This window comes from Streptomyces sp. ISL-11, assembly GCF_018614525.1.
In the GTDB taxonomy this organism is placed as follows: Bacteria; Actinomycetota; Actinomycetes; order Streptomycetales; family Streptomycetaceae; genus Streptomyces.
Genome location: NZ_JAGGOL010000067.1, coordinates 19,499 through 30,460, shown reverse-complemented (window position 1 = coordinate 30,460; position 10,962 = coordinate 19,499). Strand labels below are relative to the sequence as shown.

The 10,962-nt window shown below is 70.7% G+C and carries 13 protein-coding genes and 1 riboswitch; of the genes, 6 read left to right on the top strand and 7 right to left on the bottom strand.

Going from position 1 to position 10,962, the window contains the following annotated elements; all coding sequences use genetic code 11:
- On the bottom strand, positions 1-502 hold a 502-nt coding region (locus J7E86_RS15000), incomplete at its 3' end, for an AAA family ATPase (protein WP_215082166.1).
- A gap of 153 nt (positions 503-655) precedes the next feature.
- A riboswitch (glycine riboswitch) is annotated at positions 656-749 on the top strand.
- A gap of 146 nt (positions 750-895) precedes the next feature.
- On the opposite strand from J7E86_RS15000, the gene gcvT reads away from it, so the two are divergent.
- The 5 genes from gcvT (at position 896) to J7E86_RS14975 (ending at position 6,044) form a co-directional block, all read left to right on the top strand.
- Complete coding sequence (gene gcvT / locus J7E86_RS14995; RefSeq protein ID WP_215082165.1) at positions 896-2,023, top strand: glycine cleavage system aminomethyltransferase GcvT; 1,128 nt, start codon at positions 896-898, stop codon at positions 2,021-2,023.
- 67 nt (positions 2,024-2,090) lie between these two features.
- Positions 2,091-2,468, top strand: a complete 378-nt coding sequence (gene gcvH, locus J7E86_RS14990) for a glycine cleavage system protein GcvH (RefSeq protein WP_215082164.1) — start codon at positions 2,091-2,093, stop codon at positions 2,466-2,468.
- 41 nt (positions 2,469-2,509) lie between these two features.
- On the top strand, positions 2,510-3,772 hold the full coding sequence (gene glyA / locus J7E86_RS14985; protein WP_215082163.1) for a serine hydroxymethyltransferase: 1,263 nt from the start codon (positions 2,510-2,512) through the stop codon (positions 3,770-3,772).
- Positions 3,773-3,904: 132 nt separating this feature from the next.
- Entirely contained in the window at positions 3,905-5,287 is a 1,383-nt protein-coding gene (locus J7E86_RS14980; protein WP_215082162.1) for an L-serine ammonia-lyase, read from the top strand.
- A gap of 217 nt (positions 5,288-5,504) precedes the next feature.
- Complete coding sequence (locus tag J7E86_RS14975; RefSeq protein WP_215082161.1) at positions 5,505-6,044, top strand: RICIN domain-containing protein; 540 nt, start codon at positions 5,505-5,507, stop codon at positions 6,042-6,044.
- A gap of 9 nt (positions 6,045-6,053) precedes the next feature.
- On the opposite strand, the gene cutA is transcribed toward J7E86_RS14975, so the two are convergent.
- A complete protein-coding gene (gene cutA / locus J7E86_RS14970; RefSeq protein ID WP_215082160.1) occupies positions 6,054-6,398 on the bottom strand; it encodes a divalent-cation tolerance protein CutA in 345 nt (114 codons plus the stop codon).
- 65 nt (positions 6,399-6,463) lie between these two features.
- Between cutA and J7E86_RS14965 the strand changes: the two genes are divergently transcribed.
- A complete protein-coding gene (locus tag J7E86_RS14965) occupies positions 6,464-6,772 on the top strand; it encodes a hypothetical protein (RefSeq protein WP_215082159.1) in 309 nt (102 codons plus the stop codon).
- Positions 6,773-6,796: 24 nt separating this feature from the next.
- Here J7E86_RS14965 and J7E86_RS14960 read toward each other — a convergent pair whose 3' ends face one another.
- From J7E86_RS14960 to J7E86_RS14940, 5 genes are all read right to left on the bottom strand, one after another.
- Positions 6,797-7,021, bottom strand: coding sequence for an EF-hand domain-containing protein (locus J7E86_RS14960; RefSeq protein WP_215082158.1), 225 nt, complete (start codon positions 7,019-7,021; stop codon positions 6,797-6,799).
- 39 nt (positions 7,022-7,060) lie between these two features.
- Positions 7,061-7,570, bottom strand: coding sequence for an N-acetylmuramoyl-L-alanine amidase (locus J7E86_RS14955; RefSeq protein ID WP_215082157.1), 510 nt, complete (start codon positions 7,568-7,570; stop codon positions 7,061-7,063).
- 453 nt (positions 7,571-8,023) lie between these two features.
- Positions 8,024-8,539: an ATP-binding protein gene (locus J7E86_RS14950; RefSeq protein ID WP_374223801.1), complete on the bottom strand. Its 516-nt coding sequence runs from the start codon at positions 8,537-8,539 to the stop codon at positions 8,024-8,026.
- A 287-nt stretch (positions 8,540-8,826) separates the two neighbouring features.
- Entirely contained in the window at positions 8,827-9,594 is a 768-nt protein-coding gene (locus tag J7E86_RS14945; RefSeq protein WP_215082155.1) for an enoyl-CoA hydratase/isomerase family protein, read from the bottom strand.
- A gap of 103 nt (positions 9,595-9,697) precedes the next feature.
- On the bottom strand, positions 9,698-10,912 hold the full coding sequence (locus J7E86_RS14940; protein ID WP_308312593.1) for an Ig-like domain-containing protein: 1,215 nt from the start codon (positions 10,910-10,912) through the stop codon (positions 9,698-9,700).
- Positions 10,913-10,962: the final 50 nt, after the last annotated feature.

The window sequence follows — 10,962 nt, the reverse complement described above, 5'->3', positions numbered from 1 at the left end:
GGGCGACGCCCGGCGCCACGTCGAGCAGCAGCAGGTGGGCGGCGGCACCGCGCCGCCGGGCGCCGCGCGCCGCCCAGCGGCGGACCCAGCCGCGCTGCCCGCAGTCGTGCACGACCGCGCCGGCGTCGGCGCGCAGCGCGCGGCGCAGCACCGCGTAGTGGACCAGGCGGACGAGGGGGCGGTAGGCCCCGTACGGCAGCCAGCCGGGCGTGCGGCGCTCCAGGCGCTCGCGGGAGTCCTGGGAGTCCACGCACCACAGGAGCGCGCCCCGGGCGTCGAGCGCGGGCACGGTACGCCGGATCAGCGTGGACTTACCGCTGCCGGGCAGTCCGGAGACGATGAGCAGGTCGCCCGCCGGATACCGCAGCTCGGCGCGGCCCGCGCCGCCGCGCAGGTCCAGCACGCCGGCCGGCCCGGGCTCCCGCGGCCGCTCGCGCGCGGCGTGCGGCGGCCCGGATGGTGCGGGTACCGCTCGTCTCGTGTCCGTGCCCCGCGTCGCCACGGCGATCGACCTCCCCCGGTCAGGTCCCTGCCCCCTACCCGGCCAATGTAAAGAAAAGGTAATCCAATTGAGAGGGCTGTGGGCAGCCTCCCACGCGCCGGTCCGTGCAATGATGTGCGCGCCAAGAGCACACTCAACTGCATACAGGCCGCTCGAATCCGCGCGGGAGAGTTCCAGCCGTCGTGCTGGACGCCGAAGGAGCAAGTTCCTCCCTTGAATCTCTCAGGCCCCGTACCGCGCGGGTGAGGCAGATCTGAAAAGCGGGCCGCCGTGTGCGGCTCCACCCAAGGTGCAAGCCGGGATCCCGCGTGTCGTCGCGGCCCCGGTGAACCTCTCAGGTTCCGATGACAGATGGGGAGGACGTCCTCACCGCCATGCCTGGGAGCCCACACCATGACCGTTGCCCCTCGCCGTACCGCGCTCGACGCCCTGCATCGCACGCTCGGCGCGACCATGACCGATTTCGCCGGCTGGGACATGCCGCTGCGCTACGGCAGTGAGCGCGACGAGCACGTCGCGGTGCGCACCCGCGCCGGTCTCTTCGACCTCTCCCACATGGGCGAGATCACCCTGACCGGCCCCCAGGCCGGGGCGGCCCTGGACCACGCCCTGGTCGGCAACCTCTCGGCCCTCAAGCCCGGCCGCGCCCGCTACACCATGATCTGCGACGCCGACGGCGGCATCCTGGACGACCTGATCGTCTACCGCCTCGCCGACGAGGACGGCGTCCCGACCTACATGGTCGTCGCCAACGCCTCCAACGCCCAGGTGGTGCTGGACGCCCTCACCGAGCGGGCCGCGGGCTTCGAGACGACCGTCCGCGACGACCGGGAGAACTACGCCCTCCTCGCCGTCCAGGGCCCGCAGTCGCCGGGGATCCTGAAGTCCCTCACCGACGCCGACCTCGACGGCCTGAAGTACTACGCGGGCCTGCCGGGCACGGTCGCGGGCGTGCCCGCGCTGATCGCCCGCACGGGGTACACCGGCGAGGACGGCTTCGAGCTGTTCGTCGCGCCGGGCGACGCGGAGAAGCTGTGGCGGGCGCTGACCGACGCGGGCACCGAGGCCGGCCTCGTCCCCTGCGGGCTCTCCTGCCGCGACACGCTGCGCCTGGAGGCGGGCATGCCGCTGTACGGGCACGAGCTGACCACCGCGACCACGCCGTTCGACGCGGGCCTGGGCCGGGTCGTGAAGTTCGACAAGCCGGGCGACTTCGTGGGCCGGGCGGCCCTGGAGACGGCCGCCGCGCGCGCCGAGACCGCGCCGCCGCGCAAGCTGGTCGGCCTGGTCGCGACCGGCCGCCGGGTGCCGCGCGCCGGCTACCCCGTGGTCGCCGCCGGCCAGGTGATCGGCGAGGTCACCTCCGGCGCCCCCTCCCCCACGCTGGGCAAGCCGATCGCCATCGCGTACGTCGACGCCGCGCACGCCGCCCCCGGCACGGAGGGTGTGGCGGTGGACATTCGCGGTAGCCATGAGCCGTACGAGGTCGTCGCGCTGCCCTTCTACAAGCGCGAGCGCTGAGACCCCCTCATCCCACCTGTCAAGACCCGTTGCACAAGCATCCACGCGCGTACAGGAGAATCTAGTCATGAGCAACCCCCAGCAGCTGCGCTACACCAAGGAGCACGAGTGGCTGACGGCGGCCGAGGAGGGCGTGGCGACGGTCGGTATCACCGAGTTCGCGGCCAACGCGCTCGGCGACGTCGTCTACGCCCAGCTCCCGGCGGTCGGCGACACGATCACCGCGGGCGAGTCCTGCGGTGAGCTGGAGTCGACCAAGTCGGTCAGCGACCTGTACGCCCCGGTGACCGGCGAGGTCGTCGAGGCCAACCAGGACGTCGTGGACGACCCCTCGCTGGTGAATTCCGCCCCCCTCGAGGGCGGCTGGCTGTTCAAGGTGAAGATCACGGACGAGCCGGCGGACCTGCTGTCCGCCGACGAGTACGCCGCCTTCACCGCAGGCTGATCCCTCCCCCGCCTCCCGCCCAGGAAGTCCAGGAAGAACTCATGTCGCTTCTGAACAGCTCCCTCCATGAGCTCGACCCCGACGTCGCCGCCGCTGTCGACGCCGAACTCCACCGCCAGCAGTCCACCCTCGAGATGATCGCGTCGGAGAACTTCGCTCCGGTCGCCGTCATGGAGGCCCAGGGCTCGGTCCTCACCAACAAGTACGCCGAGGGCTACCCGGGCCGCCGCTACTACGGTGGCTGCGAGCACGTCGATGTCGTCGAGCAGATCGCCATCGACCGGATCAAGGCGCTCTTCGGCGCCGAGCACGCGAACGTCCAGCCGCACTCCGGTGCGCAGGCCAACGCCGCCGCGATGTTCGCGCTGATCAAGCCCGGCGACACCATCCTGGGTCTGAACCTCGCGCACGGCGGGCACCTGACCCACGGCATGAAGATCAACTTCTCCGGGAAGCTCTACAACGTGGTCGCCTACCACGTCGACGAGCAGACCAACCTGGTCGACATGGACGAGGTCGAGCGCCTCGCCAAGGAGCACCGCCCCAAGCTGATCGTCGCCGGCTGGTCCGCGTACCCGCGCCAGCTCGACTTCGCGGCGTTCCGCCGGATCGCCGACGAGGTCGGCGCGTACCTGATGGTCGACATGGCCCACTTCGCGGGCCTGGTCGCCGCGGGTCTGCACCCGAACCCGGTGCCGCACGCCCACGTCGTCACCACCACCACCCACAAGACGCTGGGCGGCCCGCGCGGCGGTGTGATCCTCTCCACGGCCGAGCTCGCCAAGAAGATCAACTCCGCTGTCTTCCCCGGTCAGCAGGGTGGTCCGCTGGAGCACGTGATCGCCGCGAAGGCCGTGTCCTTCAAGGTCGCCGCGACGGAGGAGTTCAAGGAGCGCCAGCAGCGTACGCTGGAGGGCGCCAAGCTCCTCGCGGAGCGGCTGGTCCAGCCGGACGTGGCCGAGGCGGGCGTCTCCGTCCTCTCCGGCGGCACGGACGTGCACCTGGTCCTGGTGGACCTGCGCAACTCCGAGCTGGACGGCCAGCAGGCCGAGGACCGCCTCCACGAGGTCGGCATCACGGTCAACCGCAACGCCATCCCGAACGACCCGCGGCCCCCGATGGTCACCTCGGGTCTGCGGATCGGTACGCCGGCGCTGGCCACCCGCGGCTTCCGGACCGAGGACTTCCGGGAGGTGGCGGACATCATCGCCGAGGCGCTGAAGCCGTCCTACGACGCGGAGGCCCTGCGCGGCCGCGTCACCGCCCTGGCGGAGAAGCACCCGCTGTACGCCGGGCTGAAGTAACACCGGATCGACCCGCCGGTCCGGGGCACTGGGCACACTGAAAGGTGAGCCCGGTGCCCCGCACCACGTCGGGGCACCACCCCGCACGACCACGCACCACCCATGTACCACCGACCCGAGGGAGCAGCCACCGTGGCCATCTCCGTATTCGATCTCTTCTCGATCGGCATAGGCCCGTCCAGCTCCCACACGGTCGGCCCGATGCGGGCCGCGCTGATGTTCGTGCGCCGCCTGAAGAACGAGGGCCTGCTGGCCCACACCACCTCCGTGCGCGCCGAGCTCTTCGGTTCGCTGGGCGCCACCGGCCACGGCCACGGCACCCCCAAGGCCGTCCTGCTGGGCCTGGAGGGCCACTCGCCGCGCACCGTGGACGTCGAGCAGGCGGACGCCGAGGTCGAGCGGATCCGCGCCACGAAGCGGCTGCGGCTGCTCGGCGCGGAGATAGGCTCGGACCACGAGATCGACTTCGACGAGCCGACCCAGCTCATCCTGCACCGCCGCCGCTCCCTGCCGTACCACGCCAACGGCATGACCCTCTTCGCCTACGACGAGACCGGCGCGCCCCTGCTGGAGAAGACGTACTACTCCGTCGGCGGCGGCTTCGTCGTCGACGAGGACGCGGTCGGCGAGGACCGGATCGTCCTCGACGACACCGTGCTGAAGTACCCCTTCCGCACGGGCGACGAGCTGCTGCGCCTCTCCCGCGAGACCGGCCTGTCGATCTCCTCGCTGATGCTGGAGAACGAGAAGGCGTGGCGCACCGAGCAGGAGATCCGCGAGGGCCTCCTGGAGATCTGGCGCGTGATGCAGGCGTGCGTGGCGCGCGGCATGTCCCGCGAGGGCATCCTGCCGGGCGGCCTCAAGGTCCGCCGCCGCGCCGCGAACTCCGCCCGCCAGCTGCGCGCCGAGGGCGACGCGCAGGCCCGCGCCATGGAGTGGATCACCCTCTACGCCATGGCGGTCAACGAGGAGAACGCCGCCGGCGGCCGCGTGGTGACCGCGCCCACCAACGGCGCGGCCGGCATCATCCCCGCCGTCCTGCACTACTACCTCAACTTCGTTCCCGGCGCGGACGAGGACGGCATCGTCCGCTTCCTCCTCGCCGCGGGTGCGATCGGCATGCTCTTCAAGGAGAACGCCTCGATCTCCGGCGCCGAGGTCGGCTGCCAGGGCGAGGTCGGCTCCGCCTGCTCCATGGCCGCCGGCGGTCTCGCCGAGGTCCTCGGCGGCAGCCCCGAGCAGGTCGAGAACGCCGCCGAGATCGGCATGGAGCACAACCTCGGCCTCACCTGCGACCCGGTGGGCGGTCTGGTCCAGATCCCCTGCATCGAGCGCAACGGCATGGCGGCCGCCAAGGCCGTCACCGCCGCCCGCATGGCCCTGCGCGGCGACGGCCGCCACCACGTGTCCCTCGACAAGGTCATCAAGACCATGAAGGAGACGGGCGCGGACATGAAGGTCAAGTACAAGGAGACGGCCCGCGGCGGCCTCGCGGTCAACGTCATCGAGTGCTGACGGGAACGGCCGACGGCCGATAGCCCTCTTCGCGAGCTGCGAACGACAGCCCCGGCACCGCCCACCCGGCGGGCCGGGACTGTCGCGTTCCCACGACGCGTCCGCCCTCGCGGCGCGGCACCGAGATCACCATGACCGGAAACGGAATGTCATTGGTTGAGCCGCGAAAGTAATGTCGGGTGTCTCTTTCCGTGCCACACACACGAGGAGCACCGCCATGGGACATCCCGCACGCGCCACCGCCGCGATCCTCGGCGCCGCCGCCGTCACCCTCGCGCTCGCCGCCCCGGCCGCCGTCGCGGACGCCCCGGCGCCCGCGCTGCGGGTCCACAGCGGTGCGTACGGCGGCTGCCTCACGGCGGAGGGGTCCGCCTACCACGATCCCCGGGGCGCGCTGCGGCCGTGGCTCGTGGCGCTCCAGCCGTGCGACAGAGACGTGACGCCCCGCCAGTCCTGGAGATACAGCCCGGCCACGCACCAGTACACGTCGGTCGACCAGCCCTACCGGTGCATCGACCGGCAGGGCTCCCTGCTGGTGACGGCGCTGTGCGACGCCGGCGCGGCCCACCAGCGGTTCCGCCCGGAGCCGGCCGCCGGCGACCGGCGGAGGATCGTCTCGGAGGCCGACGGACGGCTGTGGGAGCAGGAGACCCACCGCTGCGGCACGTCGCGCGACGCCACGGGCGAGGGCGTCCGCGCCGGCCTCGGCGCCGAGGGGACCTCACCGGCCCAGCGGTGGCGGCTCAGCCCCGCCTGAGGCGCGGGGTCAGCGGTCCGTACGGGTCTCGGGGGCCGTCTCCCTGCGCAGCCACGCGAGGTATTCGTCGCTGCCCGCCGTGATGGGGGTGGCGATGATCTCCGGGGTGGCGTAGTCGTGGCGGCCCCTGATGTGGGCTTCGAGTTCGGCGTAGCGGGCGGCCGTGGTCTTGTAGAGGACCCGCCATTCGATGTCGCTCTCCACCTTGCCGCGCCAGTGGTAGAGGCTGGTGAGGGGGCCGTCGATCTGCGCGCAGGCGGCGAGCCTGCGGTCGATGGCGGTCGTGGCCAGGAGCCGCGCGCGCTCCTCGCTGTCGGTCGTCGTCATGACGGCGATGTACTGGGCCTCGGACATGGCGCCGACCGTACCGCAGCCGCACCGGGGCGGCGTTGTCAGTGGTGGCCGTTACGCTCACGAACATGAGTTACGCAGACCTGCGCGAACTCCAGAGCGCGCTCAACACCGCCTCGGACATCGCCTTCTCTCTCGACGCCGCGCCTGCGCCCCATGAGGCCGATCAGCTCGTGGACGCCCTGCGCCGGGCGCTGTCCGCCGCGAACGCGCTGGGAGCCAGTACGGCCGCGACGGGATGCTCCGAGCATCCGCGGGGGGCCGTCGACCCGCTGTACGGGGACAAGGACGATCCGCTGCCGCCGGGCTGGGGGCGGTGCCTGCTGTGCAACGACCGACGGCGGCGGGCCAGCGCGCAGCGTCGTGGCTGGCGCTGACCCGGTGCCGTGCCGGTGGCCGGGTCAGCCGTTGACGGAGGCCCAGAACTCGTCGAAGGACAGCACGCCGTCGCCGTTGCCGTCCTTCTTGTTGATGATGGCCTGGGCCACGGTCTCGGTGACGTTGAAGTCGCCGAGCTGAGCCATCACGCTCTTGTACTCGGCGGCGGTGATCAGGCCGTCGCCGTCCACGTCGAACCGCTCGAAAGCCTTGCGTGCCTCGGCCTTGCGCGCGTCGATATCGGCCATGTCGGCCTCCCCTTTGTGTGCTGGTGTGACCGGCACAGATTAGCGGCCGCCGTTGACCAGGTGGATATAGCGGTCCCACTCCCAGTGCGGCCCGGGGTCGGTATGCGTGGATCCGGGGACTTCGACGTGGCCGATGATGTGGGCCCGGTCCTTGGGAATGCCGTAACGATCACAGACGGCGGCGGTCAGCCGCGCGGAGGAGCGGTAGAGGGCGTCCGTGAAGTATGCGGGGCGGTCGGTCCAGCCCTCGTGCTCGATACCGATGCTGCGGGTGTTGTAGTTCCAGTTGCCGGCGTGCCAGGCGATGTCCTTTTCCCGCACGAACTGCCCGATGTAACCGTCGGCGGAGGCGACCATGTAATGCGCCGAGACCTTCGCCGCGGGATCACGGAAGATCCGCATGGCATCGCCGAAGGTCTCCTCGGTCACATGGATCACGACGAAGTCGACGGGGTAGGCGCCGGGGCGTCCGGAGACCGTGTAGTTGGCGCTGTCCGCCGGTATCCAGTGGCTGGGCGGGTACGGGCCGGCTGTGGGGGTGTGTTCCATGGGGGCTCCCGGGGCAGGGCTCACTCACCGGCGGCTGTGGCAGGGACATGACACTGCACTTCATCCGGCACCGCAAGCACCGGCACACCCCCCGCATAGAAATAAGAGATACCGTCGGTTCATTCATGGAATGCAAGGCGGGTGTTCCATCTCACCTTTGATTAGTGAGGCAGCTTTTCCGGCTTGCCCGACTATGCCCTAGTAATCGCTTTGGCATGGAGGTGCCCCCCGTGCGATAGTCGACGCCACGACCCCCTTTGACCCGGGCCAGGTCGTCCACGCCCGCCGCGGAACACACCCCATTTCTCCGCGGCGGCCACGAAGAGGCCCCCGGCCGTCGCATTCCGACGCACGGGGGCCTCTTCGCATGCACGTGGTCCGACCGACGATGCCGGCGTCTCCCCGGCGTCGGGTTTGCGGCGGCGAACTGTGCAAGGGCAAATCCGCGACCGCTCAGCGGTCCGCGACCCGCATCTCGAACCAGGTCGTCTTGCCCCGCGCCAGCAGGTCCACACCCCACCGGTCCGAGAGCTTGTCGACGAGGAAGAGCCCGCGCCCGCTGGTGTCGAGCTCACGTACGGGCATCAGACACGGCAGCCCGCGGGAGGGGTCGCGCACCTCGACCCGCAGCCACCCCCGGCGGCGCCGCATCCGCAGCCCGAAGCACCTCGCTCCCGTGTGCCGGACGGCATTGCCGACGAGCTCGGAGACCAGCAGGACGGCGTGCTCGGCGAGTTGGGCGGAGAGTCCCCAGTGGCGCAGGACCACCGACTGGGTCAGCCGGCGCGCGGCCACGGCGGACTCGGGGCGGGAGGGCAGCCGGACCTCGTCGGCGGTGGGGTCGCCGAACAGATCGAGCGCCTTGAGCGCCAGTTCATCCTCTACGGACGGCGTCCACCGGACAGCAGCCGTGCCACCCCGCTGTCGCGGATGCTCCGTTCCTTCCAGGCCCGCCATGCACCCCATCATGGCCGCCGTAAAGACGTCACGGGCTGGAACGAGGGGATTCGATTTACCGGAATCCACGCCTCCAAGGCGCCTCGACGACATATGCCATGGGCAGGCAGTTGACCGGAAAACCGATACTGACCTGCGGCGACCGCACAGCGCTGAAAGATCGTCCAAGAAGGTCCGGCGAGCGGCTCCACGGGGTGCGCGCACGCCGCGGAATTCCCCCACAAGAGGCAATCCGCGGCACGCTCGGAACCGGCCGTTCCGCCGACCCATCGGGCAATTCGGCGTCAACCCGCCGACAATCAGACGAACTTGGCCTTGCCGGGCCCGTCCTCGACGAAGCTGCGCATCCCGATCTCCCGGTCCTCGGTCGCGAACAGCCCCGCGAACCAGTTGCGTTCGATGGCGAGCCCGGTGTCGATATCGGTCTCCAGGCCGGCGTCCACCGACTCCTTGGCGGCGCGCAGGGCGAGCGCCGGGCCACTGGCGAGCTTCGCCGCCCAGGCGTGCGCCTGCTCGTACACCTCCGCCGCCGGCACCACCCGGTCGACGAGCCCCAGGGACAGCGCCTCCTCCGCCCTGACCTGACGGCCGGTGAAGATGAGGTCCTTCGCCTTGGACGGGCCCACGAGCCGCGCCAGGCGCTGGGTGCCGCCCGCGCCCGGGATCAGGCCGAGCAGGATCTCCGGCTGGCCGAGCTTGGCGTTGTCGGCGGCGATCCGGAAGTCGGCGCACAGCGCGAGCTCGCACCCGCCGCCCAGCGCGTAACCGGTGACGGCCGCGACGACGGGCTTGGGGATCCGCGCCACGGCGGTGAAGGAGTCCTGGAGCCCGCGCGACCGCGCCACCATGGCGGCGTGGTCCATGTCGCGCATCTCCTTGATGTCCGCGCCGGCCGCGAAGACCTTCTCGCCGCCCCACAGGACGACGGCCCGCACGTCCTGGCGGCGGGTCACCTCCTCCGCGAGCTCGCGGATGCGGTCCTGGGCGGCGATGTCGAGCGCGTTCATCGGCGGACGGTCCAGGCGGATGACGCCCACGCCCTCGGCGACCTCAAGATGCACAGTCATGACAGCAGGTTAGTACCGGTTAACGGAAAACGGCCCGGTGCACTGCGTCACAGCGCACCGGGCCGTCGTCGTACGGGAGAGAGGCCCCGTCAGTTCCCTGCCGTCAGCTGCCGGCCGTCCACTCCGCCCACGACATGTTCCAGCCGTTGAGGCCGTTCTCCGGCTGGATCGTCTTGTCCTGGGAGTTCTTCACGATCACGACGTCGCCGACGAGCGAGTTGTCGTAGAACCAGGCGGCCGGCGTGGACGGGTCGCCGCCGCCCCGCTGGTCGAACAGGCCCACACAGCCGTGGCTGACGTTCTCCGAGCCGAAGGTGGACTCGCCCGACCAGTAGTTGCCGTGCAGGAAGGTGCCGGAGTTGGACAGGCGCATGGCGTGCGGCACGTCCTTGATGTCGTACTCGCCGCCGAAGCCGACCGTGCTGCCGTCCATGCGCGTCACGTCGTGCTTCTCGCTGATGACCATCTGCCCGTTGTACGTGGAGTGGCCCGGGCCACCGGCGGAGATCGGGACGGTCTTGAGGGGCTTGCCGTCACGCACGACGGCCATCTGGTGGCTCGCGGCGTCGACGGTGCTCACCTGGCTGCGGCCGACGGTGAACTTCACGGTCTTCGTCTGCGTGCCGTACACGCCCTCACGGCCCTGGACGCCGTCGAGGTTGAGCTTGACGGTCACCTTGGTGCCGGGCGCCCAGTACTTCTCCGGCCGGAAGTCGAGGCGGTCGTTGCCGAACCAGTGCCCCTTGACCGGCACCGACGGCTCGGCGGTCACCTGCACGGCGCGCTCGACGGCCTTGGGGTCGGTGATGCCACGGCTGAAAGTGAGCGAGACGGGCATCCCGACGCCGACGGTCTGGCCGTCCTCAGGCGTGAAGTAGCCAACGAAGGTGTTCTGCGGGGTGAGTGTCGTGAAGCTCGCGTGCTTGGCGGATTTGCGGCCCTTCTTGTCCTTGGCCAGCGCGTCCACGGTGTACTTGGTGGAGGCACCCAGGTGGGCGGACGGCTCCCAGGCCGAACCGCCGCCGGTTATGTTGCCCTCGACCTGATTGCCCTTCGCATCGGCGACCTTGACCGAGGTCAGGGTGCCGTTCTCCGCGGTCACCTTCAGGGCGCCGCTCGTCGCGACGTCGGTGGCGCCGTCCTTGGGAGCGATCGTCACGACCGCCTGCGAGGGCTTGCCGTCGTCCTTCCCGCCGCTGTCCTTCTTGCCGTCCCCGTCGCCACCACAGGCGGTGACCAGCAGCAACAACGCTCCGAGCAGAAACGCCGACAGGCCGGTACGGCCGGTGCGCCCTCTCGATATCGGCTGCGCGTTCACAACGGTTGTCTCCCCTCGCACGGCCCGCGGCCACGCGGCGCCCCCATGGA

What these genes read in the sequence shown, in the direction of transcription:
- J7E86_RS14950 (WP_374223801.1), bottom strand. Translation starts at nt 8,539, where the DNA reads ATGATGGGGTGCATGGCGGGCCTGGAAGGAACGGAGCATCCGCGACAG.
- gcvT (WP_215082165.1), top strand. Translation starts at nt 896, where the DNA reads ATGACCGTTGCCCCTCGCCGTACCGCGCTCGACGCCCTGCATCGCACG.
- J7E86_RS14965 (WP_215082159.1), top strand. Translation starts at nt 6,464, where the DNA reads ATGAGTTACGCAGACCTGCGCGAACTCCAGAGCGCGCTCAACACCGCC.
- cutA (WP_215082160.1), bottom strand. Translation starts at nt 6,398, where the DNA reads ATGTCCGAGGCCCAGTACATCGCCGTCATGACGACGACCGACAGCGAG.
- J7E86_RS14975 (WP_215082161.1), top strand. Translation starts at nt 5,505, where the DNA reads ATGGGACATCCCGCACGCGCCACCGCCGCGATCCTCGGCGCCGCCGCC.
- J7E86_RS14955 (WP_215082157.1), bottom strand. Translation starts at nt 7,570, where the DNA reads ATGGAACACACCCCCACAGCCGGCCCGTACCCGCCCAGCCACTGGATA.
- J7E86_RS14960 (WP_215082158.1), bottom strand. Translation starts at nt 7,021, where the DNA reads ATGGCCGATATCGACGCGCGCAAGGCCGAGGCACGCAAGGCTTTCGAG.
- glyA (WP_215082163.1), top strand. Translation starts at nt 2,510, where the DNA reads ATGTCGCTTCTGAACAGCTCCCTCCATGAGCTCGACCCCGACGTCGCC.
- J7E86_RS14945 (WP_215082155.1), bottom strand. Translation starts at nt 9,594, where the DNA reads ATGACTGTGCATCTTGAGGTCGCCGAGGGCGTGGGCGTCATCCGCCTG.
- gcvH (WP_215082164.1), top strand. Translation starts at nt 2,091, where the DNA reads ATGAGCAACCCCCAGCAGCTGCGCTACACCAAGGAGCACGAGTGGCTG.